Origin of the sequence: Pseudomonas sp. BIGb0278, from assembly GCF_024809895.1 — a bacterium.
GTDB lineage: Bacteria > Pseudomonadota > Gammaproteobacteria > Pseudomonadales > Pseudomonadaceae > Aquipseudomonas > Aquipseudomonas shirazensis.
In genome coordinates, this window is the sequence record NZ_JANUEL010000001.1 from 312,658 (window position 1) to 336,623 (window position 23,966).

Consider the following 23,966-nt stretch of genomic DNA (forward strand, 5'->3'; position numbering starts at 1 on the left):
GAAGGACTTTTCATGACTGCCAGCCTGCAAGGCTCCCTGATGATCGACATCGCCGGTACCTGGCTGACTGCCGAGGACCGGCAGTTGCTGCGCCAGCCTGAAGTAGCTGGCCTGATCGTCTTCGCCCGCAATATCGACAGCCCGCGCCAGGTGCGTGAGTTGTGTGCGTCGATTCGGGCGATCCGGCCTGACCTGATTCTGGCTGTCGATCAGGAGGGCGGGCGCGTGCAGCGCTTGCGTCAGGGCTTTGTGCGCCTGCCGGCCATGCGCGCTATAGCCGACAACCGCAATGCCGAGTACCTGGCCGAGCAATGTGGCTGGTTGATGGCCACTGAGGTGCTGGCGGTCGGTCTGGACCTGAGCTTTGCGCCGGTGCTCGACCTTGATCATCAGCGCAGCGCAGTGGTTGGCAGCCGCGCCTTCGAAGGCGATCCGGAGCGGGCCACGCAACTGGCCGGCGCGTTCATCCGCGGCATGAGCTCAGCCGGCATGGCTGCCTGCGGCAAACACTTCCCGGGGCATGGTTGGGCCGAGGCCGACTCGCACGTGGCCATTCCCACCGACGAGCGCAGCCTCGAGCAGTTGCGCCAGGCTGACCTGGTGCCGTTCACCCGCCTGCGCGGTCAGTTGGCTGCGGTCATGCCCGCGCATGTGATCTACCCGCAGATCGACAATCAGCCTGCTGGCTTCTCGCGCCGCTGGTTGCAGGACATTCTGCGTGGCGAGCTGGGCTTTACCGGGGTTATCTTCAGTGACGACCTGTCGATGGCCGGTGCGCATGTGGTCGGCGATGCCGCCAACCGGATCGAAGCGGCCTTGAGCGCCGGCTGTGACATGGGCTTGGTGTGTAATGACCGGGCCGCGGCAGAGCTGGCTTTGAGTGCAGCGCAGCGGCTCAAGGTCAAGCCTTCGCCACGGGTTGCCGGCATGCGCGGGCAAGGTTTTGCCAGCACCGAGTATCGCCAGCAGCCACGCTGGCTGGAGGCGCTTGGCGCTTTGAAAGAAGCACAGTTGATCGACTGAACAAATGCCGAGCTGACCTAGGTGACAGGTCAGCCCGGCTCACCTAACGGCTGCGCTTGCCCGGCAGCGGCGCGAACAGCGCTTCAATCTCTTCATCACCCAGACGCCACTGGCCGCTATGGCCGCCATCGAGCAGGCCGGCGGCGAGTGCTGCCTTCTCTTGCTGCAGCAACTGAATCTTCTCTTCGACGGTACCGCGAGTGATCAGCTTGTAGACGAACACTGGTTTGTCCTGGCCAATCCGGTAGGCACGGTCGGTCGCCTGGTTTTCGCTTGCCGGGTTCCACCATGGGTCATAGTGGATCACCGTATCCGCGGCGGTCAGGTTGAGCCCGGTGCCGCCGGCCTTGAGGCTGATCAGAAACACTTCGCTGTCACCCTGCTGGAACTGCTGCACCGGTGCGCGCCGATCGCGAGTGTCGCCGGTCAGCAGGCTGTAGCGGATGTCACGCTTGATCAGCTCCTGCTCGATCAGCGCCAGCATTGAGGTGAACTGGGAAAACAACAGGACCCGGCGGCCTTCGCTGAGTAACTCTTCGAGCATCTGCAGCAGGCTGCCCAGCTTGCCCTTGTCGGCTTGATTACCCTTGCTCTCGACACTCTTGACCAGGCGCAGGTCGCAGCACACCTGGCGCAGCTTCAGCAGGGCATCGAGAATCACGATCTGGCTGCGTGCTGCGCCGTTACGGGCAAGTTCGTCGCGGACCTTCTTGTCCATCGCCACTCGCACCGCCTCGTAGGTGTCGCGCTGGGCGTCGCTGAGCTCGACCCAGTGCACCATCTCGGTCTTGGCTGGCAGCTCCTTGGCCACCTGCTCTTTGGTACGACGCAGCAGGAACGGGCGAATGCGCCCAGCCAGGTGGGCCAGGCGGTCCTGATCGCCGTGGCGCTCGATGGGGGTGCGATATTCCTGATTGAAGCGTTTGCTGTCGCCCAGCCAGCCGGGCATGAGGAAGTGAAACAGCGACCAGAGCTCGCCGAGGTTGTTTTCCATCGGCGTACCGGTCAGGCACAGGCGCTGGCCTGCCTGCAGCTCGCCGACGGCGACGGCGGCCTTGCTGGTGCTGGTCTTGATGTTCTGCGCTTCATCCAGCACCAGCGTGTGCCAGTGCTGCCCGCGCAGCTGCTCTATATCGCGCGGCACCAGCGCGTAGGTGGTCAGGACTAGGTCGTATTGGTCAAGGCTGGCGAAGTGCTTGCTGCGCGCCGGCCCATGCAGGGCCAGCACGCGCAGGTCGGGGGCAAAGCGCTGAGCTTCGTCGATCCAGTTGGGGATCAAGCTGGTCGGCATCACCGCCAAGGCTGGCTGCAGCAGGCGTCCATGTTGTTTCTCCAGCAGCAGATGGGCGAGGGTCTGCAGAGTCTTGCCCAGGCCCATGTCGTCGCCCAGAATCCCGCCCGTGCCGATCTCGCGCAACGCCTGCAGCCAGTTCAAGCCCTGTTGCTGGTACGGGCGCAGGGTGGCGTTGAGCGCGAGCGGCGGCTCGACCTGGATATCCCGTGCATCGCGCAGGCGCCGGCCGAGGCCGCGCACGTGCTCGCCGCCTTCCCACAGCAGCGGCATGTGTTCCATGTCGCTCAGGCGCGCGGCATCGGCGCGGTCTAGGCGCAGCGCCGGGCCGCCTGCATGTTCATGCAGGTACAGCTCGCCGAGGGTCGCCATCACGGCCTTGATCCGGCCATAGGGCAGGGCAACGCGCAGCGGCGGGCTGTCGAGGCGGCCGCGGTTGAGGTCCAGCAGCAAGTGCTCATCGTCACTGCGCCGGGCCAGTTCGCTGGGGCGCAGCATTTCCGGATTGCTGCGCAGCAGTTGCAGCACGATCGGCAGCAGGCTGTGACGCTGGCCATCGACAACGATGCCCAGCTCAAGGTCGAACCATTCGTGGCCAGGCGCTTCGTCGACGCTGGCGTACCAGTCTTCGACCTCCTGCAAGTTGAAGGCAAAGTCGCGGTGCACATCGATGTGCCAGCCGGCCTCACGCAGGCGCGGCAAGCCGTCGCGGGCAAATGTCAGCCACGCTTCGTCGTCGGCAAGCTGATGCATGTCGCCGGCACTGTCGGGCAATGCTTTGCTTTGCCGGGTGGCCAGCTTGAAGCCCAGCTCGCGCAGGGTCTTGCGCATGGCTTGCTCGGCCTGTGGCTGACGGCGGATGCGCTGGCTGGTGGCGCCAACCAGGCGGGTCAGGGGCTTGTCGTCGTTGCCGATTGCCAGCACGCCGTCGTAGTCGAACGCCAGCGCGGCGCGGTGTTGCATCTGCCGCTGCATGCGCCCGGTCTTGGGCGTGTAAGCGCTGAACTCGAGGCTGCCCAGGGTCAGGCGCGGGGTCGGCTGGATATCTTCGAGCAACTGCTGCTTGACCTGGGTCGGGGTCGGCACTTGATGGTTGAGGGCGTTAAGCTTGTGACTTAGCGGCACTACCAGATGCTCGGGTACCGGTGGTGCCAGTGATAGTTGCAGGGCAATATGCGGGTCGAGTGAGTGGCTGACACGGCCAATTTCACCGGCGCGTACATCCAGCCAGAACAGCGGCGCCAGTGCCAGCACGAACAGCTTCTCCTCGCCGCTGAACCAGCTGCCGCAATAGGTGGCGTCGCTCTGGCGCACCCAGCGGAACTCGGCCTCGCGCTCCGGGCCCTGGCGCAGCAGTGGTCGGTCGTCGCTGTACAGGACGCGGCCGGTGTCCAGTGCGCGCTGCAGCAATTCGCCGCCTTCCTGGCCTTTGAGTGCGTAGCCGCGGTCCTGGCCGTAAGGGATGTTCTGTCCATTCAACTGGCGCAGGATGCGCAGGTCTTCAGCTGTGACGAAGCGCGGCGTGTCATACAAAAAGTCATACAGCGACTGTACCCGGCTGAAGCGCAGGCCACGCTCATCGTCGGTGCCTTTGCGCACGCGCAGGCTGCAGCTGCGGTCTTCATGGAGTACCAGCTGATAGCAGACCATCCGCCCGCGTTTGTCATCTGCGCCGAGGCTGACGGTGGCCGGTTGCTGCATTCCTTGCAGCCAGTGCTGTAAATGATGGGGCAGGGCGTCGCTTTCAGCCGGCGCGCTGCTGTCGAGCAGGGCGAACAGCACCGCAGCACAGTGCTTGCAGTTCTCTCTGACCGGGCACGAACAGTGGCCGCGCACATGGCACTGGCCAGCTGCCGCAGTGATGAAAATGCGCTGGGTATAGATGCCGCTGCCGCTACCGCGACAGGTGGCTTCAATCCGCGTGTCGTCATGGTCGAGGATCTGTACCCGGTCTTCTTCGGCGTAGCGCTGGCCGCGTTGCAAAACCGCAGCGGAGAAGGCGCGTTTCCAGCTGATGTTGCTGCGCACCAAGGCGACTGCGTCGGAAGTCACGGTGTCACTGCTCCATCATCTCCGGAGTCATCTCCGGCAGTTTGCGCGCGCCGACAGGTGCGACCTTGAGCAGAAGTGCCAGGTGGCCACCGTCGAGGAAGGTCAGCTGGCCGCTTTTCATGTTGCGATTGCTCTGCTGGAAGTGCTCGCTGCGCAGCACGTTACCGTTGCCATCGAGCTGGTTGACCCAGAAGCTCGCCTGCACGGCGATGAAGCGGCCGTCGGCCAGGCTCAGGTTGCCCTCGATCGGGAAGTGACCGAACTGCTCCTCGCCAGCGCCCAGAGCAATGCTGCTGGGCTCGCTGCCGAGCTGTTGCTGCCAGGCCTTGTGCAGCAGCACGGTGTAGCTCGGCGTGGCCTCGAGGCGGGTCGCTTCGTCGGTCAGCACCGGTGGCCGTTCGGCTTCCTTGCTCAAGCGCGGCGCGCCGGCGCGCCAGTCTTCCGGGGCGAACTGGCTGGTCACCGCCGGCACATCGTTTTGCCGCACCAGCAGCATTTCCACCTGATACAAGCCATCAGCAAACGCCGTCGGCGCACACAGCGTCAACAGCAAGGTCAGGCAACGAATGGCACGCATGTAACTTCCTTCAAGCAGGCTGTGGGGTGAGGCGCTCGAACAGCGCCTCCACGGTATTGAAGCGTTCTTCCGGGCGTTCCATCGGCACCAGGAAGCGGAACTGGGTAGCGCCTTCGAACTTGTAGCGTTTGGGCTGGCCCTGGATCAGCTTGATCAGGGTCAGCGGGTCGACCGGGGTCTCGGCTTCGAATTCGATCTTGCCGCCGTTGGGGCCGCCGTCGACTTTCTTGATGCCGAGTTTTTCGGCCTGCAGCTTGAGCAGGGTGATGCGGATCAGGTTCTTGGTCGGCTCCGGCAACAGGCCGAAACGGTCGATCATCTCGACCTGCAGGTCCTTGAGGCCTTCTTCGTCGGCCGCTGAAGCGATGCGCTTGTACAGGATCAGCCGCGCATGCACATCGGGCAGGTAGTCTTCCGGGATCAACGCCGGCAGGCGCAGGTTGATTTCCGGGCCGCCGCCAAGCGGTTGTTCCAGGTTTGGCTGATTGCCCTTGCGGATCGCCTTGACTGCGCGTTCGAGCATTTCCATGTACAGGGTGAAACCGACTGCCTGGATCTGACCGCTCTGGCCATCGCCAAGCAACTCGCCGGCGCCGCGGATTTCCAGGTCGTTGGTGGCCAGCACGAAGCCGGCACCGAGGTCCTGAGTGTTGGCAATCGCCTCCAGGCGTTTTTCGGCGTCGCTGCTGACCTTCTGCCGGGCAGGGGTGAGCAGGTAGGCATAGGCCTGGTGGTGGCTACGGCCAACCCGGCCGCGCAGCTGGTGCAGCTGGGCCAGGCCGAATTTGTCGGCGCGCTCGATGACGATGGTGTTGGCGCTGGGCACGTCGATACCGGTTTCGATGATGGTCGAGGCGATCAGCACGTTGAAGCGCTTGTGGTAAAAGTCGCTCATGACCTGTTCCAGCTCGCGTTCGCGCATCTGCCCGTGGCCGATGCCGATGCGCGCTTCAGGTACCAGTTCGGCGAGGTCGGCGGCGCACTTCTCGATGGTCTTGACGTCGTTGTGCAGGTAATACACCTGGCCGCCACGCAGCAGTTCGCGCAGTAGAGCTTCCTTCACCGTGCTGTTGTTCTGCTCCATGACGAAGGTGCGCACCGACAACCGGCGCGCCGGCGGGGTGGCGATGATCGACAGGTCGCGCATGCCGGCCACGGCCATGTTCAGGGTGCGCGGGATCGGCGTGGCGGTCAGGGTGAGGATGTCGACTTCGCTGCGCAGGGCCTTGAGCTGCTCTTTTTGCCGCACGCCAAAGCGGTGCTCTTCGTCGATCACTACCAGACCGAGGTCTTTGAAGCGCACGTCATCCTGCAGCAGCTTGTGCGTGCCGATCAGGATGTCGATCTTGCCCTCGGCCAGATCGGCAGCAGCAGTGGCGATGTCCTTGGCCGACTTGAAGCGGCTCATCACCTCGACGGTTACCGGCCAGTCGGCAAAGCGGTCGCGGAAGCTGTTGTAGTGCTGCTGGGCGAGCAGGGTGGTCGGTACCAGCACGGCCACCTGGCGGCCGCTGTGCACGGCGATGAATGCCGCGCGCATGGCCACTTCGGTCTTGCCAAAGCCGACGTCGCCGCAGACCAGGCGGTCCATCGGCTTGGCAGCGAGCATGTCCTCGCGCACCGCGTCGATGGCGTTCTGCTGATCGGGTGTTTCCTCGAACGGGAAGCCGGCGCTGAAGGTGGCGTAATCGGCTGCAGGATCGGCAAAGGCATAGCCCTTGCGTGCGGCGCGACGGGCATAGATGTCGAGCAGTTCGGCAGCCACGTCGCGGACCTGCTCGGCAGCCTTGCGCTTGGCCTTCTGCCAGGTTTCCGAGCCGAGCCGGTGCAGCGGCGCCAGGGCGTCATCGCTGCCGGTGTAGCGGGCGATCAGGTGCAGGTTGGCGACCGGCACGTACAGCTTGGCGTTCTCGGCGTACTCAAGGGTGAGGAATTCGGCGGCCTGGCCGTCGATTTCCAGTGTGGCCAGGCCCAGATAGCGGCCGACCCCGTGATCGATATGCACCACCGGTGCGCCTTCGCGCAGCTCGGTGAGGTTTTTGATCACCGCATCGTTGGCCGCCTCGCCGCGCTTTTCGCGGCGTCGGCGCTGCATCACGCGCTGGCCGAACAACGGGCTTTCGGCGATCAACGCCAGTGCCGGGTCGTCCAGCAACAGGCCGTAGTCGAGCGGTGCGATGGTGATCGCCAGGCGCTCTTTGCCGGTAATGAAATCGGTCCAGCCGTCAACGGTCTGCGGGCGCAGCTTGAGCCGTTCGAGCAGCTCCAGCAGCACTTCGCGGCGGCCGGCAGATTCTGCAGTGAACAGCACCCGGCCCGGGAACTGCTCAAGAAATGCCGACAATGCCGCCAGGGGTTGATTGGCCTTGGCTTCGATGGCCAGGTTGGGCAGCTCGCGCGCCGGGAAGCTTTGCCGGCCAGCGCCGGGTTCGAGGTCGTCACTGCTGACCACCACGCGCGGCCACTGCTTGAGGCGGGCAAAGCAGTCTTCCACTGGCATGAATAGTTCAGCCGGCGGCAGCAGTGGTCGGGTCAGGTCGCCGCGGCGGTCTTCATAGCGCCCGCGCACGTCGTTCCAGAAATGCTCGGCAGCCTGCTCGACGCCGGGCATCGAGAACACCTGGGTGTCAGCCGGAAGGTAGTCGAACAGTGTCGCGGTTTCTTCAAAGAACAGCGGCAGGTAGTACTCGATGCCGGCCGGGATGATCCCGCTGGCAAGGTCCTGGAAGATCGCGCTGCGGCGAAAATCCACGTCGAAGCGCTCGCGGAAACGTGCCTTGAAGCGGGTGACTTCTTCCTTCTGCATCGGAAATTCGCGTGCCGGCAGCAGGCGTACCGATTCGACCTTGTCGATCGAGCGCTGGGTCTCTGGATCGAAGGTGCGCAAGGTCTCGATTTCGTTGTCGAACAGGTCGATCCGAAACGGCAGCTTGCTGCCCATCGGGAACAGGTCGATCAGCGCGCCGCGCACGGCAAATTCGCCATGCTCGTAGACCGTGTCGACGCAGCGATAGCCGCTGGCTTCGAGGCGGCTGCGCATCTGCTCGACATCGATGGTCTGGCCGACGTCGAGGACCAGGCTGCTGCCGAGCAGAAAGCGCGTTGGCGCCAGGCGGTGCAGGGCGGTGGTGATCGGCACCACAAGAATGCCGTGGTCCAGCTCCGGCAGCCGGTACAGGCTGGCGATACGCTGCGAGATGATGTCCTGATGCGGCGAGAACAGATCGTATGGCAGGGTTTCCCAGTCGGGGAACGGCAGCACCGGCAGGTCCGGGGCAAAGAAGCGCAGCTCCTGCTCGAGACGGTCGGCGGCCTGGCTGTCGGCGGTCAGCAGCAGGGTAAAGCGCCGGGCGCCACTGGCGGCCTCGGCGATGGCCAGGCTGAGGGCGGCACCGGGCAAGTTGCCCCAGGTTTGTTTGCCGGCCTGGGCCGACAATTGCGGTAAGCGCAGAACTGACACGGGAGAATGCACTCCAAGCGTTGCGGCAAAGAGGTCGATTGTACCGACGCCGGTGCCAGCTGTCAGGCTCGCGAGGGCTCAGGCAGCGGTGTGCAGCGTTAACGACAGGCGCTCATTGCTCGATACGCCGTGGGGCGTCATAATGTAGCCCCTTTTTTCTACCCCTACATGTGGAAGGTTCCCGTGACTCAGAAGCCCGACCAGTGTCTTGGTGAGTGGATTGATCGTGAAGCTTTGGCTGAAGCCATGATCCCGCTTATCGGTCAGCTCTACCGCAACAACAATGTGGTGAGCTCGATCTATGGCCGTAGCCTGATCAACCGTTCGGTGATCTCGATCCTCAAGGCGCACCGCTTTGCGCGTCACCGTCAGACCGACGAGACCGAACTGTCTGTCCACGAGACGTTCCCTTTGCTCAAGGCGATGAGCGAGCTGAAACTGGGCGCCGCTTCGGTCGACCTGGGCAAGCTGGCCAACAAGTTCAAGCTTGAAGGCAATGGCCGCAGCGCCGAGCAGTTCGTCCGCGAAGAACTGGCCGACGTGGTTGGTCAGCAAAACGTTTCGGCGCGCAAGGGCACCGACGTCGTGCTGTACGGCTTCGGTCGTATCGGCCGTCTGCTGGCACGCATCCTGATCGAAAAAACCGGTGGTGGCGACGGCCTGCGTCTGCGCGCCATCGTTGTCCGCAAGGGTGCTGAAAACGACCTGGTCAAGCGCGCCAGCCTGCTGCGTCGTGACTCGGTGCATGGCCCGTTCGATGGCACCATCACCATCGACGAAGCCAACAACACCATCACCGCCAACGGCAACCTGATCCAGGTTATCTACGCCAAGAGCCCGAGCGAAGTCGACTACACCCAGTACGGCATCAAAGATGCGCTGATCGTCGACAACACCGGTGTATGGCGTGACGCCGACGGCCTCGGCCAGCACCTGGCATGCCCAGGCGCTGCCCGCGTGATCCTCACCGCACCTGGCAAAGGCGCGCTGAAGAACATCGTGCACGGCATCAACCACGGTGAAATCAGCGCTGATGACAAGATCATCTCCGCGGCTTCCTGCACCACCAACGCCATCGTGCCGGTGCTCAAGGCAGTCAACGACAAGTTCGGCATCATCAACGGCCACGTCGAAACCGTTCACTCGTTCACCAACGACCAGAACCTGATCGACAACTTCCACAAGGGCAGCCGTCGTGGCCGCGCCGCGCCGCTGAACATGGTCATCACCGAAACCGGTGCTGCCACCGCCGCTGCCAAGGCGCTGCCTGTGCTCAAGGGCAAGCTGACCGGCAACGCGATCCGCGTACCGACGCCGAACGTGTCCATGGCCATCCTCAACCTGAACCTCGAAACCGGCACCAGCCGCGAAGAGATCAACGAGTACCTGCGCCAGACCGCGATGCACTCCGAGCTGCACAAGCAGATCGACTACGTCAACTCGCAGGAAGTGGTTTCGACCGACTTCGTTGGCTCGCGCCACGCCGGTGTGGTTGATGCTGAAGCGACCATCTGCAACGAAAACCGTGTTGTCCTGTACGTCTGGTACGACAACGAATTCGGTTACAGCTGCCAGGTAGTGCGCGTGATGGAAGACATGGCCGGGGTCAACCCGCCAGCCTTCCCGCGCTGATCCGCCGATAGCATTGTTTTGCTGATTTTGGGGCCGCTTTGCGGCCCTTCGCGGGTGAACCCGCTCCCACAGATAGCCGCGATCCTGTGGGAGCGGGTTCACCCGCGAAGGGCCGCAAAGCGGCCCCATTGCTTAACTGATGGGCATTCGGCCGCCTCACGCAGGCGTGCTTGCCACGATATGTAGTGAAGGCAAAATTCGCCTACGACGCGACCAAGGGTTAATGTGCGCGGCGTTCCCGCTTGATTAGACTGCACCCGAATTTTTCCATGGCGCCGCGGCGACATGATCGCGCCCCGCGGCCAACCGGCCGGCGGGCCAGTTTTGAAGGAGTACGCATGGCTGTCTACAACTACGACGTAGTGGTGCTGGGTTCCGGCCCGGCCGGAGAAGGTGCGGCAATGAACGCCGCCAAAGCAGGGCGCAAGGTGGCGATGGTCGATAGCCGTCGCCAGGTTGGCGGCAACTGCACCCACCTGGGCACCATCCCGTCCAAGGCACTGCGTCACTCGGTGCGGCAGATCATGCAGTTCAACACCAACCCGATGTTCCGTGCCATCGGCGAGCCGCGCTGGTTCTCGTTCCCTGACGTGCTCAAGAGCGCCGAGAAGGTGATCTCCAAGCAGGTCGCTTCGCGCACTGGTTACTACGCCCGTAACCGCGTCGACGTGTTTGTCGGCACCGGCAGCTTTGCCGACGAGCAAACCGTCGAAGTGGTCTGCGCCAATGGCGTGGTCGAAAAGCTGGTGGCCAAGCACATCATCATCGCCACCGGTTCGCGCCCGTACCGCCCGGCTGACATCGACTTCAACCACCCGCGTGTGTACGACAGCGACACCATCCTCAGCCTCAGCCACACCCCGCGCAAACTGATTGTCTACGGCGCTGGCGTGATCGGTTGCGAGTACGCCTCGATCTTCAGCGGCCTGGGTGTACTGGTCGAGCTGGTCGACAACCGTGGGCAGTTGCTGAGCTTCCTCGATTCGGAAATCTCCCAGGCACTGAGCTACCACTTCAGCAACAACAACATCACCGTGCGTCATAACGAAGACTACGAGCGGGTCGAAGGCCTCGACAACGGCGTGATCCTGCATTTGAAGTCGGGCAAGAAGATCAAAGCCGACGCCTTGCTCTGGTGCAACGGCCGTACCGGCAACACCGACAAGCTGGGCCTGGAAAACATCGGCATCAAGGTCAACAGCCGTGGCCAGATCGAAGTCGACGAAGCCTACCGCAGCACCGTGCCGAACATTTATGGCGCCGGTGACGTGATCGGCTGGCCGAGCCTGGCCAGTGCCGCCCACGACCAGGGCCGCTCGGCAGCGGGCAGCATTGTCGACAATGGCAGCTGGCGCTTCGTCAACGACGTGCCGACCGGGATCTACACCATCCCCGAGATCAGCTCGATCGGCAAGAACGAGCAGGAGCTGACCCAGGCCAAGGTGCCGTACGAAGTCGGCAAGGCATTCTTCAAGAGCATGGCGCGTGCGCAGATCGCCGGTGAGCCGCAAGGCATGCTGAAGATCCTGTTCCATCGCGAGACCTTGCAGATCCTTGGCGTACACTGCTTTGGTTACCAGGCCTCGGAGATCGTGCACATCGGCCAGGCGATCATGGATCAGCCGGGTGAGCGCAATACCCTGAAGTACTTCGTCAACACCACCTTCAACTACCCGACCATGGCCGAAGCCTATCGCGTAGCGGCCTACGACGGCCTCAACCGGCTTTTTTGAGCGGCTCCGACCGGTGGCCTGAGCCGGTCGGGGAGCTCGGTTTCAATCCTACCCAAGGGTGGTCTTGGCCAAACCGGGAAAGTCTGTAATCAGGCTGTCAGCGCCAAAGTCGGCGAGTCGGCGCATCAGTGCCGGCTCGTTGACCGTCCATACCGACACGTGCAAACCCTGGCGCTGTGCCTTGATCAGGCGCTCGGGAGTGCATAGCGTCCAGTTCAGGGCGAGCATCTGGCAGTTGTAGTTCTGCGCGACCTTCAGTGGGTCGAGCCAGGCATATTCCGCCACCAGTCCACGCGATACATCCGGCACCAGCTCGACCGCAGCGCTGAGCACTTCACGCGAGCTTGAGGTGATGGTGACCTTGTCGAGCAGGCCATATTGCTGCGCCAGCTCACGGATGGCCAGCACGGTGCTGGCGGCGCGGGTGCGCGACGCGCTTTTGACCTCAAGCTGCCAGTGCTCGAATGCGCATTTCTCGAACAGCTCTTCAAGCCGTGGAATAGGGCAGGGCTGTACATGGCCGGGGCCGCCGGCACGGGCGTCATAGGTGGTCAGGTCAGCGGCGCTGTGCTCGACCACCTTGCCGCGGCGGCCAGTGGTGCGCTTGAGTGTCGGGTCGTGGATCACCATCAGCTGGTTGTCGGCCGACAGGTGCAGGTCCAGTTCACAGCGATTGACGCCGTGCTCCAGGCACTGACGGAAGCTGGTCAGGGTGTTTTCAGGTGCTTCGCCCTTGGCGCCGCGATGGCCGTAGATCAGGGTCACGTTCGTTCCTTCAAATCAATAAGAGCGGAGCTCAGGAGGCGGGGTCGTTCTGTTCCAGTGCCTGCCTACGTTGCTGTTGCTGGCGCTGCAGGATATACCGCGCCAACAACTGGCGCTGGGCGTCGGTCATGTCGGTGAATTCGGTGCCGACTTCATAGTCGCCCCCGGGGCGAGCGTCGCAGTGGGTAACCTGGCCGCGCAGCAGCAAACCGTGGGCGCGGGGCATCAACACCATCTTGACCTTGACCCGGGTGCCGGCGGCGATCGCGCTGGTCTGGCTGAACTCGATGCCGCCCTCGGAGAGGATCACCCGATGCGGTGCGCCGATCTCGCCGAGCAGGCTGTGCGCGACCACTGCGCTGAGCAGGTCGAGGCGTTTGTTCTGGGCCCGTAAAAACGCCGCCAGGGTGCGGTCCTTGTCGCTCAACTGGCGCAGCAGATGTTGCGATTCAAAGTCCGACAGATGCAGTTCGCTGAGCAGGTTGAACAGCGGCGAATCATCCTGCAACAGTTCTGGCTCCAGGGCCTCAGCCGCGCTCAGCGGGGTGATTTCCAGTGCGATCCTGTCTTCGATGCGGTAGTATTCGCGGCGATCTTCATCGTCTATTGTCGTCATGGCGAACCCAAGGTTACGGCGGTGGTCCGAGTGTAAAGCCGCCGTAGGCGCCTCGCCACAAGGACGTTCCCTTTCATCCGAACAAGCCCCGACATGTTCAGACCTCTTTTCGTATTTATTGGTACTCGCTACACCCGTGCCAAACGCCGCAACCATTTCGTCTCGTTCATTTCCCTGACCTCGATGATCGGCCTCGCCCTGGGCGTGGTGGTGATGATCGTGGTGCTCTCGGTGATGAATGGCTTTGACCACGAGATGCGTACCCGCGTGCTTGGCATGATCCCTCACGCCACGCTTGAGAGCGGCCAGCCGATCAATGATTGGCCTGCCCTTGCTCAACAAGTAAAGCAGAATCCACAAGTCGTGGCGGTCGCGCCCTTCACCCAGATGCAGGGCCTGCTGACCTTCGATGGCAAGGTCAGCAAGGTGCTGCTCAACGGTATTGATCCTGCGCGTGAGCGGGAGGTGTCGATCATCGACAACTTCATCCGCGAAGGCAGCATCGACAAGCTGGCGCCGGGCGAGTGGGGCATCATGATCGGCGACAAGGCCGCGGCCAAACTGGGTGTCAAGGTCGGTGACAAACTGACCTTCGTGGCGCCAGAGGTCAGCGTCACGCCGGCGGGCATGTTCCCGCGCATGAAGCGCTTCACCGTGGTCGGCACCTTTCATGTCGGTGCGGGCGAGATCGACGGCTTCCTGGGCTTGACCAACATCGCCGACCTATCGCGCCTGCACCGCTGGAAAGCGGATCAGGTGCAGGGCCTGCGGCTGAAATTCGACGACCTGTTCGAAGCCCCGCGCGTGGCCTGGAGCATCGCCCAGCAGTTGGGCGAGCAGGAGTTCTACTCGCGTGACTGGACCCGCACCCACGGCAACCTGTATCAGGCCATCCGCATGGAGAAGGCGATGATTGGTCTGCTCCTGCTGCTGATCGTGGCGGTGGCGGCGTTCAACATCATTTCTACCCTGGTGATGGTGGTCAATGACAAGCGCGGCGACATCGCCATCCTGCGCACCCTGGGCACTACGCCGGGGCAGATCATGGCCATCTTCATGGTCCAGGGTACGGTGATCGGCGTGGTCGGCACCTTGATTGGTGCGGTGGTCGGCATTCTCGCAGCGCTCAATGTCAGCGCGGCGATTGCCGGCATCGAGAAGCTGATCGGGCACAAGTTCCTCAACGCCGATGTGTACTTCATCGACTACCTGCCTTCGCAGATCATCGCCCAGGACGTGTGGATGGTCTGCGGCGCGGCATTGATCCTGAGTTTCCTCGCCACCCTGTATCCGGCCTGGCGTGCGGCGCGCACCCAGCCTGCAGAGGCGCTACGTTATGAGTGAGTCGCGCATGAGTGATAAAGCCGTTCTGAGTTGCCGCAACCTGGGCAAGTCCTACGACGAGGGCCCGGAGTCGGTGCAGGTGCTGGCCAATCTGCAGCTTGAACTGCTGCCGGGTGAGCGGGTGGCGATTGTCGGCAGCTCCGGTTCCGGCAAGAGTACCTTGCTCAACTTGCTGGGCGGCCTCGACACGCCGAGCCAAGGCAGCGTGTGGCTGGCTGGCGAAGAGTTGTCGGCACTGGGCGAGCGCGCCCGTGGCCTGCTGCGCAACCGTGCGCTGGGCTTCGTTTATCAGTTTCACCACCTGCTGGCCGAGTTCACGGCGCTGGAAAACGTGTGCATGCCGCTGCTGATCGGGCGCACGCCGATCCCGGAAGCGCGCGAGCGTGCCGAGGCCTTGCTCAAGCGGGTCGGCCTCGGCCATCGCCTGAGCCACAAACCGGCCGAGCTGTCCGGTGGTGAGCGCCAGCGTGTGGCGATCGCCCGCGCTCTGGTCAATCGGCCGGGGCTGGTGATGCTCGATGAGCCGACCGGCAACCTCGACCATCACACTGCGCAGGGCATTCAGGAACTGATGCAAGAGCTTTCCAGCTCATCGCGCACTGCGTTCCTGGTGGTGACCCACGACCTGAGCCTGGCGCGGCAGATGGATCGCGTGCTCAAGCTGGAAGATGGCCACCTGGTGGCGATCTGAGTCGACTGCCCGGGGTGGAATGATCCACCCCGCAACTTTTGTTCATTGGGTGTTCTCGTACATGTTCAGACCCTTGCCCTTGTTCATCGGTGCTCGCTACACCCGTGCCAAGCGCCGCAATCACTTCATCTCGTTCATCTCGATGACTTCGATGATCGGCTTGTCCCTGGGCGTGCTGGCCATGATCGTGGTGCTGTCGGTGATGAACGGCTTCCAGCGCGAAATGAGCTCACGCATTCTTGGCCTGGTTCCGCATGCGAGCATCCTTGGCGCGCAGCCGCTGAGCGACTGGCGCAGTGTGGCTGACGCAGCGCTGAAGAACCCGGCAGTGGTCGCTGCGGCGCCGGTCACCGAAATGGAAGGCATGCTCTCGTACAAAGGCGCGATGCAGCCGATTCAGGTCAGCGGGATCGAGCCGGCCGAAGAGGGCAAGGTGTCGATCGTCGGCCAGCATATCGTCCAGGGCGCGTTGCAGGATCTGGTCCCGGGTGAATACGGGGTGGTGATCGGCGAGCTGACGGCGCGGCGCTTCCGGCTCAACACCGGTGACAAGCTGACTTTGATCGTGCCGGAAATCAGCAAGGCCCCGGGTGGAATCACGCCACGCATGCAGCGCCTGACCGTGGTCGGCATCTTCAAGGTGGGTGCCGAGCTGGATGGCTCGCAGGCTTATATCAACGTGGCCGACGCCGCCGAGATGCAGCGCTGGGTGCCGGGCAGCGTGCAGGGCGTGCGGCTCAAACTTCAGGACCTGTACGCGGCGCCGCAGGTGTCCAAGGCCATCGCCGGGCAGTTGGGCGATGCCTACCACGCCGATGACTGGTCGCACACCCAGGGCAGCCTTTTCAGCGCCATGAAGATGGAAAAGACCATGATCGGCTTGCTGCTGATGATGATCATCGCGGTGGCGGCGTTCAATATCATCGCCACCCTGGTGATGGTGGTGAACGACAAGGGCGCGGATATCGCCATCCTGCGCACCATTGGCGCCACGCCGATGCAGATCATGGGCACGTTCATGGTTCAGGGTAGCTTGATCGGTGTGGTCGGCACGCTGATTGGCGGGGTGCTGGGGGTAATTGCGGCGATCAACGTGAGTCAGATCGTTGGCTGGCTGGAGCGGGTCAGCGGCCAGCACATCTTCACCTCCGATGTGTATTTCATCAGCAGCTTGCCTTCGCAGTTGCAGTGGGGGGATGTGCTGATGATCTGTACGGCGGGCTTGGTGATGAGCTTCCTGGCGACTGTGTATCCGGCTTACCGGGCTTCGCAGATCGAGCCGGCTATGGCATTGCGTTACGAGTAAGGGCGGCGTTGGTATCTTTGGGGTCGCTGTGCGGCCCCTTGCCGAAATCAATCACAAACCGCGTCCATCCTGCTTCGCACTCCACCTGAATCCCGCCACCATGGGCGAGGACGATCGAACGGGTAATTGCCAGGCCCAGCCCGGCGTGCTCAGCGCCTCCTTCGGCCCGTGCCGAATCCCCGCGGTAGAATCGATCAAACAAGCGCTGCGCAGCCGCTGCTTCAATCGCCACACCGGTATTGGCGACCGTAACTTGCCCTCCAGCTTGTAAACCCACCTTCACCACGCCACCTACTCCAGCAAACCGCAGCGCATTTTCCAGCAAGTTGGAAAACGCCCGCCGCAACATCTGCCGATCGCCCTCGATCACCAGCTCACCCTCGCGGAGCAGGGTCGCTCCAGCGTCCTCAGCCAGTGGCGCGTAATACTCCAGCAGTGCATCCACTTCCGAGGCAAGGTCCAGCACCTGCTGTTCTGGCACCAGCAGGCCGTGCTCAGCCTTGGCCAGATAGAGCATGTCGTTGACCAGTTGCGCCATCCATTGCAGCTCCTCAAGGTTGCCATGCAAGGCCTCGCGATATTCGTCCAGGCTGCGTGGGCGGGTTAGCGTTACCTGAGTGTGGGTCAGCAGGTTCGACAACGGCGTGCGCAGTTCATGGGCGATGTCCGCGGAGAACGCCGACAGCCGTTGAAACGCATCGTCCAGCCGCTGCAGCATGGCATTCATGCTTTCTGCCAGCTGAGCCAACTCCTCGGGCATCTGCGCCACTGGCAGACGTGTGGTCAGCGAACGAGCGTTGACGCTCGCCGCCACCGCGCCGATCTGGCGCAACGGGCGCAAGCCGCGGCGTACCGCCCAGGCGCCGAGCAATGCCGTGGCCAGTGCCGACAGACCCACCGTTAGCCAGATCAAGCGCTGCATGCTCTGCAAGAAGTGCTGGTGATGGGTGATGTCGAGCAGCACGGTCAGTTGCGGTGACTGTGGGTCATGCTCGATCAATGGCGCCGACAAGCCGCGATAGTCGACGCCGCCGGCCTGCAGTGTCTTCAGTTGTGCAGACTGGTTGGCATCGGGCAAACCTGGCCGGCTTTCGAACCAGGCTTCGCCCGTGCCGCTGCTGATGCGCAGTGCGACATCGGTCTGGAGGTTGAATTGGCTTCGTAGCTCGGGGAGCCTGTCGACTACCTGCTGCCGTGTCTGGAAACCGGTAAGTTGCTCGCGTAACTGCGTCAGGCGAGTGTCGAGCAGCTGCTCATCCAACTCGATGAAATGCTGCTCGCTGGCTTGGGTGAAGAGCACGCCGGCGCCAAGCGAAACCGCCGCGGTACAGGCAGCGAACAGCAGAGCGAGGCGGCTGCCGAGGGATATCCGGCGCATCAGTCCTGGCGCTCTTCGAGTACATAACCCATGCCACGCACCGTGTGTATCAGCTTGCTGGCGTGACCGTCGTCGATCTTCAGCCGCAGCCTGCGGATGGCCACTTCGATGACGTTGGTGTCGCTGTCGAAGTTCATGTCCCACACCTGCGAGGCAATCAACGACTTGGGCAGCACCTCGCCCTGACGGCGCAATAGCAATTCCAGCAGGGCGAACTCCTTGGCGGTGAGGTCGACGCGCTGGCCGGCACGCTCGGCGCGGCGGCGGATCAAGTCCAGGCGCAGGTCCGCCAAGGCCAGGGTGGTGTCCTGCACCCCGGCGCCGCCTCGGCGCAGCAAGCTGCGCACGCGGGCCAGCAGCTCGGAGAAGGCGAACGGCTTGACCAGATAGTCGTCTGCGCCCAGTTCCAGGCCATGCACGCGGTCCTCCACGGCGTCGCGGGCGGTGAGGAACAATACTGGGGTGGCGAGCCCTGCCTGGCGTACCGCCTGCAGAATCTGCCAACCGCTGCGGCCTGGCAGCATCACATCAAGAATCAGCAGGGCATGATCGCCGGTCAGCGCCAGGTGCAGTCCGGTTTCACCGTCGGCGCTGAGTTCGCAGGCAAAGCCGGCCTCGGTGAGGCCTTGTTGCAGGTATTGGCCAGTCTTGACCTGGTCTTCGACGATCAGCAGTTTCATCAGGTTTTTGCGTCGGTCAGGGAGTAGTGGAAATGATACGTGACGAACCCGCTCTCAAGCCAAGCTGACAAAGTTGTAATCTTGCGGTCAGCCAGTTGCCAGCTGCGCCAGCCCAGAGTGGTACGACATTGCCGTCATAATCGGAGTAGATATGAAACACCTGTTCATCGCCGCTGCCTTCGCGCTGTTCAGCACGTCGGGCTGGGCTGACGCCGAGCACACCAGCTTCGCTTTCGGTGAGCCAGCGCCAGCGGCCAAGGCCACTCGCACGGTTGAGGTGGTGCTCAAGGACATCGCCTTTGAGCCCAGCAGTTTGCAGGTCAAGGCCGGCGAGACCGTGCGTTTCGTGCTGATCAACCAGGGCCAGTTGCCCCACGAGTTCAACTTGGGCGACAAGGCCATGCACGCAGAGCATCAGAAACAGATGGTGGCGATGCAGGGCAAACTGTTCACCGGGGGCATGGATCACAGCCAGATGGGCCATGCTGAACACGGCCACGACAGCGGCAACACCGTGCTGCTGCAGCCCGGCCAGCGCGGTGAGCTGACCTGGACCTTCCGTAGCGCTGCGCCGATCGAGTTTGCCTGCAACGTGCCGGGGCATTATCAGGCCGGGATGGTCGGGCCGCTGACCATCGAGTGAGTTCGGACCCAAGGCGGGCTGCAAAACCGGTAAACTGGGCGCATCCGTTTTTTTCAGGTCCTGACCATGCATCCCGCTGCCGAAGACTCTCCGCTGGGTAAATCCAGTGAATACATTGCAACCTACACCCCGTCGCTGCTGTTCCCGATTCCGCGCCTGGCCAAGTGGGCCGAGCTCGGTGTCAGTGGCGACGCCCTGCCGTGGCAGGGCGTTGACTACTGGAACTGCTTCGAGCTGTCCTGGCTGTTGCCGTCCGGCAAGCCGGTGGTGGCCATCGGTGAGTTCGCCATCCCGGCACAGTCACCGAATATCATCGAATCGAAGTCGTTCAAGCTGTACCTCAACTCGCTTAACCAGACGGCCTTTGCCAGCAGCGCTGAGCTGCAGGCTTGCCTGGAGAAAGACTTGTCTGCCGCTGCGGGCGCGCCAGTGACGGTGCGCGTGCGCAGCCTGGCAGAAGTGCAGAGTGAAGGTGTAGTGGCATTGCCTGGGGTGTGCATTGACGAACTCGATGTCGCGATCAGCAACTACGAGCAACCGCAGCCGCAACTGTTGCAGTGCGATTCAACCCAAGTAGTGGAAGAGACGGTGCACAGCCACCTGCTCAAGTCCAATTGCCCGGTGACGGGTCAGCCTGACTGGGGCACGGTGGTAGTCAAGTACAAGGGCCTGGCGCTGGATCACGCCAGCTTGCTGACGTATCTGGTGAGCTTCCGCCAGCACGCTGACTTCCATGAGCAGTGCGTCGAGCGGATCTATCTGGACCTCAAGCGCTTGCTGCAGCCTGAGCACCTGACGGTGTACGCGCGGTACGTGCGTCGCGGTGGGCTGGATATCAACCCGTACCGCAGCACCGGGCCGATCAGCCCGCAAAACCTGCGTCTGGTTCGGCAGTAATAGTGGGCCGACGGGGCACATGAGTGCCGCGTCGGCCCCGCCTGATTCAGATGCCCATGCTGTGCAAGCTGTTGGCGATGTTGCGCAGCGTGGCGGTGAGGTCGGGGTGGGCCACCTCGAAGCGCTCGACGGCGAGGTTGACGCCGTCGACCAGGTTGGTGTCCTGGGTGGCTTCTTCCAGTTTGATCTGCGCCTCGATCTGTTGCATCAGGCTGTGCAGGTTGTCGCGCTCTTCCAGCGTGAGCGGCGGGTTGCGATCCAGTTGATCGCGCAGGCTATCGAGCTGCTCTTGCAATTCGCGGGCAGGCATCAGGTGTTCTCCCTCTATGACTTGGCAAAGCATGGACCTCGGCCATTGGGCAAAGGTTCGCGCATGCCTCAAGCGTAATCCACTCGCCACGGCTTTGCATGATCCGCGTCAAGCCGCCTGTATCAGGGTTTTTCACCTTTGCGGCGGCGTTGGGCGATATCTGCCAGGCACGGTTGTAGCGCTTCCAGATGATCGATCACCGAATGCGCGCCGAGCCTGAACAGCTCTAGGGTGGCCTTGCCGCGATTCGCTTGCTGGTCTTGGGCGGTCATCGCCTGCCAGCGCTTCGACGAGGCCTCGCAGCGGGGACTGCATGCCGCCAGGCCGATAGTCCACAAACCGGCTTTGAGCGCAGATTCAAGCAGGCGCGGATCACCGCTGACCAGCACGCTGCCATCAAGCTTCGCGCTGTTGAGCTGCATCAGCGCCTGCCAGCAGGCATTCGGTGCCGGCCACGGCAGGGAAGGGGTCGAATGCCCCGGCAGCCAACTCGGCAGCACCCTGGTCAATGACTCGCCGGTGCCGGGCTCATCCAGCCAGATGCAAGGCACCTGCTGGCTGTGCAGGTCAGCCAGCATGGCCAGCGCGCCAGGCGCTGGCGCAGATACGTCATTGGCGGTTTCCACCAGGCAGCCACGCAGCCCGAAAAGCACAGCGGTGAAGGCGGGTGCGTCGTGCATGGCAACTTCCCTGAAAATAGTCAGACTAAGTAGCGACTGTTACACGTAGATGACGTAGCAACAGTTACTAACAAAATATCGAGCAATACTCAGCGAAGCTGTTTATCAGCCGTCGACGCTTTATACTGTCGCCCAAACTCAGCAGAGCAAACGCGCATCTGCGACCGTGAATCTTGATGGAGAAACATCTATGCATAGGATCGGCGCCAGTGTGATCGAGCGAATCACCCAGGCCTGTGTCTGCGCCAGTCTGTTGCTGGCGCCCGTGGCTGCTACGCAGGCAGCTACCGAAGAAGATCCCTGGGAGGCGGTCAACCGGCCGATCTTCCGGTTCAACGATACGATCGACACCTATGCATTCAAGCCGTTGGCCCAAGGCTACCAGGCGATCACCCCGCAGTTCGTCGAAGACGGCATTCACAACGTCTTTCGCAACATCGGCGATGTCACCAACCTGGCCAACAACATTCTGCAGCTCAAGCCCCACGCTGCTGGCGTCGACACTGCCCGCTTGATCGTCAACACCACGTTCGGTATTGGCGGCCTGTTCGATGTGGGTACCCGCATGGGCCTGCAGCGCAACGACGAAGACTTCGGTCAGACCCTCGGTTACTGGGGCGTCGCAAGTGGCCCCTACGTGGTCATTCCGCTGCTCGGCCCGAGCACCGTGCGTGACGGCCTGGCCAAGTACCCGGACAGCTACACCAAGCCGTACCGCTACATCGATCATGTACCGACCCGCAATACGACGCTCGGGGTAGACCTGGTTGACACCCGTGCCAGCCTGCTCTCGGCTGAAAAGCTGATCAGTGGCGACAAGTACGTGTTCATCCGCAACGCCTACCTGCAGAACCGCGAGTTCAAGGTCAAGGATGGCGAAGTCGAAGACGACTTCTAAGTCTGGGTAGCTGGGGCTGCAAAGCAGCCCCAAAGCTGAGCCCGCAACGGGCCTTGCGACCATCCATCGGGTTACCTCAAACACATTTCTTATAACTACCAGCAATTTGCCAAAGGCTGTGTAATCAAGCCGACTCGCGCATGCTTGAAACCCCCGGCGGATGGGAGTACCGTCTGCGCCTGACAGGGCACCTCTGCTGTTGCCGGACAAGGGTTCTTGTCCTACAACTCTATAGGTAGAGCAGCCAAACAGTATTCCAGTAGTGATAGGCGCAATTGCGACGATCCTACGCAAACCTAATCCGGCGCCGTTCGCCCACATGCAGAAAACCAGTGCAACGCTGCTGATTATCGATGACGACGACGTGGTCCGTGCGAGCCTCGCCGCGTATCTCGAAGACAGCGGCTTTAGCGTCCTCCAGGCCGGCAATGGCCAGCAGGGGCTTCAGGTCTTCGAACAACACCAGCCTGATCTCGTGATCTGCGATCTGCGCATGCCGCAGATGGGCGGCCTTGAGTTGATCCGTCGGATCAGCGAAGTGGCCCCGCAGTTGCCGGTGATCGTGGTGTCGGGTGCCGGTGTCATGAGCGACGCTGTCGAGGCTCTGCGCCTGGGCGCTGACGATTACCTGATCAAGCCGCTCGAGGACCTGGCAGTGCTGGAGCACTCGGTGCACCGTGCGCTTGACCGTTCGCGCCTGCTGGTCGAAAACCAGCGCTATCGCGACAAACTGGAAACCGCCAATCGCGAGCTCGAGGCCAGCCTGCACCTGCTGCAGGAAGACCAGACCGCAGGGCGCCAGGTGCAGATGAACATGCTGCCCGAGAGCCCGTGGGTAGCCGGCGAGTTCTCCTTCGAGCACCAGATCATCCCGTCGCTGTACCTGTCGGGCGACTTTGCCGACTACTTCCGCGTGGATGAGCGGCGTATCGCGTTCTACCTGGCCGACGTATCCGGCCATGGTGCTTCGTCGGCGTTCGTGACCGTACTATTGAAATTCATGACCACCCGCCTGATGTTCGAATTCAAGCGTGGCGGCAAGATGCGCGATTTCAAGCCTTCGGAAGTGCTCAGTCACATCAACCGTGGCCTGATCAACTGCAAGCTGGGCAAGCATGTGACCATGGTCGGTGGCGTCATCGACGAAGACACCGGCCTTTTGACCTACGCCGTCGGTGGCCACCTGCCAATGCCGGTGCTGTATACCCCAGAGCACACGCGCTACCTCGAAGGCCGCGGCCTGCCGGTGGGGTTGTTCGAAGAAGCCACCTATCAGGATCTGGTGGTCGAACTGCCCGCGCAGTTCAGCCTCAGCCTGATGTCGGACGGTATTCTGGACCTTTTGCCCGGTAACACGCTCAAAGATAAAGAAGCTGCCTTGCCGGAGATCGTCAAAGCAGCAGGGGGTAGCCTGGATGGGCTGCGCCAACGTTTCGGATTGGCTACGCTTGGGGAGATGCCGGATGATATCGCCCTATTGGTGTTAAGCAGGAACCTTCAATGAGTACCGGTAGAATCCAGTTCGCCGAGCAAAGCGGTACCTTTGTACTGAAGTTTGTCGGTGAAGTACGCCTGACCTTGTGTTCGGCTTTGGATGCGACGATCGAGAAAATCTTCACTGCGCTGAATTTCTCGGCCATCGTCATCGATCTGACCGAAACCGAAAGCATCGACAGCACCACCCTGGGGCTGTTGGCCAAATTGTCCATTCTGTCCCGGCAGAAGGTGGGTCTGTTGCCGACCGTGGTCACCACCAATCCGGATATCTCACGCTTGCTGCAGTCGATGGGTTTCGATCAGGTGTTCAACATTGTGGGTCGGCCGATCCCCTGCCCAGAGTGCCTGACCGACCTGCCGTCGCAAGACCAGAGCGAAGAGGTTGTACGCTCCAAGGTGCTTGAAGCACACCGCATTCTCATGGGCCTGAACGACTCCAATCGTGAAGCCTTCCATGACCTGGTCAGCGCGCTCGAGCGCTCCTGAGCCTCGA

Annotated in this window: 20 protein-coding genes; 11 read left to right on the forward strand and 9 right to left on the reverse strand. The window is 62.5% G+C overall.

Annotated features, from left to right (window positions below; translation table 11 throughout):
• Positions 1-24 precede the first annotated feature (24 nt).
• A complete protein-coding gene (gene nagZ / locus M2396_RS01420; protein WP_259074204.1) occupies positions 25-1,023 on the forward strand; it encodes a beta-N-acetylhexosaminidase in 999 nt (332 codons plus the stop codon).
• 43 nt (positions 1,024-1,066) lie between these two features.
• On the opposite strand, the gene M2396_RS01425 is transcribed toward nagZ, so the two are convergent.
• Genes M2396_RS01425 through mfd form a run of 3 tightly spaced genes read right to left on the reverse strand, consistent with a single transcriptional unit; the run spans position 1,067 to position 8,403 of the window.
• Positions 1,067-4,366, reverse strand: coding sequence for a DEAD/DEAH box helicase (locus tag M2396_RS01425; RefSeq protein ID WP_188036422.1), 3,300 nt, complete (start codon positions 4,364-4,366; stop codon positions 1,067-1,069).
• 4 nt (positions 4,367-4,370) lie between these two features.
• On the reverse strand, positions 4,371-4,943 hold the full coding sequence (locus M2396_RS01430) for a CsiV family protein (RefSeq protein WP_103438022.1): 573 nt from the start codon (positions 4,941-4,943) through the stop codon (positions 4,371-4,373).
• 10 nt (positions 4,944-4,953) lie between these two features.
• Positions 4,954-8,403, reverse strand: coding sequence for a transcription-repair coupling factor (gene mfd, locus M2396_RS01435; RefSeq protein ID WP_150572385.1), 3,450 nt, complete (start codon positions 8,401-8,403; stop codon positions 4,954-4,956).
• A 168-nt stretch (positions 8,404-8,571) separates the two neighbouring features.
• Between mfd and M2396_RS01440 the strand changes: the two genes are divergently transcribed.
• Positions 8,572-10,035 (forward strand): glyceraldehyde-3-phosphate dehydrogenase, encoded by a 1,464-nt coding sequence (locus tag M2396_RS01440; RefSeq protein ID WP_101321182.1) that lies wholly within the window; start codon positions 8,572-8,574, stop codon positions 10,033-10,035.
• Positions 10,036-10,373: 338 nt separating this feature from the next.
• Positions 10,374-11,768 carry a Si-specific NAD(P)(+) transhydrogenase gene (gene sthA / locus M2396_RS01445; protein WP_101321180.1) on the forward strand — a complete coding sequence of 465 codons (1,395 nt, stop codon included), beginning with the start codon at positions 10,374-10,376 and terminating at the stop codon, positions 11,766-11,768.
• 48 nt (positions 11,769-11,816) lie between these two features.
• Here the strand turns inward: sthA and M2396_RS01450 are convergent, their stop codons facing one another.
• Both M2396_RS01450 and M2396_RS01455 read right to left on the reverse strand, forming a co-directional pair.
• Positions 11,817-12,533 carry a glycerophosphodiester phosphodiesterase gene (locus M2396_RS01450; RefSeq protein WP_101321178.1) on the reverse strand — a complete coding sequence of 239 codons (717 nt, stop codon included), beginning with the start codon at positions 12,531-12,533 and terminating at the stop codon, positions 11,817-11,819.
• 31 nt (positions 12,534-12,564) lie between these two features.
• Positions 12,565-13,149 carry a PilZ domain-containing protein gene (locus M2396_RS01455; protein ID WP_259072452.1) on the reverse strand — a complete coding sequence of 195 codons (585 nt, stop codon included), beginning with the start codon at positions 13,147-13,149 and terminating at the stop codon, positions 12,565-12,567.
• A 93-nt stretch (positions 13,150-13,242) separates the two neighbouring features.
• On the opposite strand from M2396_RS01455, the gene M2396_RS01460 reads away from it, so the two are divergent.
• The 3 genes from M2396_RS01460 to M2396_RS01470 all read left to right on the forward strand — a co-directional run bounded on the left by M2396_RS01460 (position 13,243) and on the right by M2396_RS01470 (position 16,490).
• Positions 13,243-14,493 (forward strand): lipoprotein-releasing ABC transporter permease subunit, encoded by a 1,251-nt coding sequence (locus M2396_RS01460; RefSeq protein WP_259072453.1) that lies wholly within the window; start codon positions 13,243-13,245, stop codon positions 14,491-14,493.
• 7 nt (positions 14,494-14,500) lie between these two features.
• The gene (lolD, locus tag M2396_RS01465) at positions 14,501-15,184 is read left to right on the forward strand and encodes a lipoprotein-releasing ABC transporter ATP-binding protein LolD (RefSeq protein ID WP_178080783.1); all 684 of its coding nucleotides are present in this window, start codon (positions 14,501-14,503) and stop codon (positions 15,182-15,184) included.
• Between the two features lie 61 nt (positions 15,185-15,245).
• Complete coding sequence (locus M2396_RS01470) at positions 15,246-16,490, forward strand: lipoprotein-releasing ABC transporter permease subunit (protein WP_259072455.1); 1,245 nt, start codon at positions 15,246-15,248, stop codon at positions 16,488-16,490.
• Here M2396_RS01470 and M2396_RS01475 read toward each other — a convergent pair.
• Both M2396_RS01475 and M2396_RS01480 read right to left on the reverse strand, forming a co-directional pair.
• Positions 16,468-17,871, reverse strand: a complete 1,404-nt coding sequence (locus M2396_RS01475) for a heavy metal sensor histidine kinase (protein ID WP_259074206.1) — start codon at positions 17,869-17,871, stop codon at positions 16,468-16,470. The genes M2396_RS01470 and M2396_RS01475 overlap by 23 nt on opposite strands.
• A complete protein-coding gene (locus tag M2396_RS01480; protein ID WP_181107921.1) occupies positions 17,868-18,548 on the reverse strand; it encodes a heavy metal response regulator transcription factor in 681 nt (226 codons plus the stop codon). Before M2396_RS01480 ends, M2396_RS01475 begins: the two co-directional genes overlap by 4 nt.
• A gap of 151 nt (positions 18,549-18,699) precedes the next feature.
• Between M2396_RS01480 and M2396_RS01485 the strand changes: the two genes are divergently transcribed.
• Together M2396_RS01485 and queF are read left to right on the forward strand one after the other, a co-directional pair.
• Positions 18,700-19,191: a cupredoxin family protein gene (locus tag M2396_RS01485; protein WP_259072456.1), complete on the forward strand. Its 492-nt coding sequence runs from the start codon at positions 18,700-18,702 to the stop codon at positions 19,189-19,191.
• 66 nt (positions 19,192-19,257) lie between these two features.
• Complete coding sequence (gene queF / locus M2396_RS01490) at positions 19,258-20,088, forward strand: NADPH-dependent 7-cyano-7-deazaguanine reductase QueF (RefSeq protein WP_101321166.1); 831 nt, start codon at positions 19,258-19,260, stop codon at positions 20,086-20,088.
• A 46-nt stretch (positions 20,089-20,134) separates the two neighbouring features.
• Here queF and M2396_RS01495 read toward each other — a convergent pair whose 3' ends face one another.
• Both M2396_RS01495 and M2396_RS01500 read right to left on the reverse strand, forming a co-directional pair.
• Complete coding sequence (locus M2396_RS01495; RefSeq protein ID WP_101321164.1) at positions 20,135-20,398, reverse strand: DUF4404 family protein; 264 nt, start codon at positions 20,396-20,398, stop codon at positions 20,135-20,137.
• 122 nt (positions 20,399-20,520) lie between these two features.
• Positions 20,521-21,078 carry a phosphonoacetaldehyde phosphonohydrolase-related protein gene (locus M2396_RS01500; protein ID WP_101321161.1) on the reverse strand — a complete coding sequence of 186 codons (558 nt, stop codon included), beginning with the start codon at positions 21,076-21,078 and terminating at the stop codon, positions 20,521-20,523.
• 190 nt (positions 21,079-21,268) lie between these two features.
• On the opposite strand from M2396_RS01500, the gene M2396_RS01505 reads away from it, so the two are divergent.
• The 3 genes from M2396_RS01505 to rssC all read left to right on the forward strand — a co-directional run bounded on the left by M2396_RS01505 (position 21,269) and on the right by rssC (position 23,959).
• Complete coding sequence (locus M2396_RS01505; RefSeq protein ID WP_101321158.1) at positions 21,269-21,976, forward strand: VacJ family lipoprotein; 708 nt, start codon at positions 21,269-21,271, stop codon at positions 21,974-21,976.
• A gap of 319 nt (positions 21,977-22,295) precedes the next feature.
• Positions 22,296-23,480, forward strand: a complete 1,185-nt coding sequence (gene rssB / locus M2396_RS01510; protein WP_101321156.1) for a two-component system response regulator RssB — start codon at positions 22,296-22,298, stop codon at positions 23,478-23,480.
• Positions 23,477-23,959 (forward strand): anti-sigma factor antagonist RssC, encoded by a 483-nt coding sequence (rssC, locus tag M2396_RS01515; protein ID WP_101321154.1) that lies wholly within the window; start codon positions 23,477-23,479, stop codon positions 23,957-23,959. Before rssB ends, rssC begins: the two co-directional genes overlap by 4 nt.
• Positions 23,960-23,966: the final 7 nt, after the last annotated feature.

Coding starts and splice junctions, on each gene's coding strand:
- M2396_RS01430 (WP_103438022.1), bottom strand. CDS start 4,943: ATGCGTGCCATTCGTTGCCTGACCTTGCTGTTGACGCTGTGTGCGCCG.
- M2396_RS01440 (WP_101321182.1), top strand. CDS start 8,572: ATGTGGAAGGTTCCCGTGACTCAGAAGCCCGACCAGTGTCTTGGTGAG.
- sthA (WP_101321180.1), top strand. CDS start 10,374: ATGGCTGTCTACAACTACGACGTAGTGGTGCTGGGTTCCGGCCCGGCC.
- M2396_RS01455 (WP_259072452.1), bottom strand. CDS start 13,149: ATGACGACAATAGACGATGAAGATCGCCGCGAATACTACCGCATCGAA.
- M2396_RS01460 (WP_259072453.1), top strand. CDS start 13,243: ATGTTCAGACCTCTTTTCGTATTTATTGGTACTCGCTACACCCGTGCC.
- lolD (WP_178080783.1), top strand. CDS start 14,501: ATGAGTGATAAAGCCGTTCTGAGTTGCCGCAACCTGGGCAAGTCCTAC.
- M2396_RS01470 (WP_259072455.1), top strand. CDS start 15,246: ATGTTCAGACCCTTGCCCTTGTTCATCGGTGCTCGCTACACCCGTGCC.
- M2396_RS01480 (WP_181107921.1), bottom strand. CDS start 18,548: ATGAAACTGCTGATCGTCGAAGACCAGGTCAAGACTGGCCAATACCTG.
- M2396_RS01485 (WP_259072456.1), top strand. CDS start 18,700: ATGAAACACCTGTTCATCGCCGCTGCCTTCGCGCTGTTCAGCACGTCG.
- queF (WP_101321166.1), top strand. CDS start 19,258: ATGCATCCCGCTGCCGAAGACTCTCCGCTGGGTAAATCCAGTGAATAC.
- M2396_RS01495 (WP_101321164.1), bottom strand. CDS start 20,398: ATGCCTGCCCGCGAATTGCAAGAGCAGCTCGATAGCCTGCGCGATCAA.
- M2396_RS01500 (WP_101321161.1), bottom strand. CDS start 21,078: ATGCACGACGCACCCGCCTTCACCGCTGTGCTTTTCGGGCTGCGTGGC.
- M2396_RS01505 (WP_101321158.1), top strand. CDS start 21,269: ATGCATAGGATCGGCGCCAGTGTGATCGAGCGAATCACCCAGGCCTGT.
- rssB (WP_101321156.1), top strand. CDS start 22,296: ATGCAGAAAACCAGTGCAACGCTGCTGATTATCGATGACGACGACGTG.
- rssC (WP_101321154.1), top strand. CDS start 23,477: ATGAGTACCGGTAGAATCCAGTTCGCCGAGCAAAGCGGTACCTTTGTA.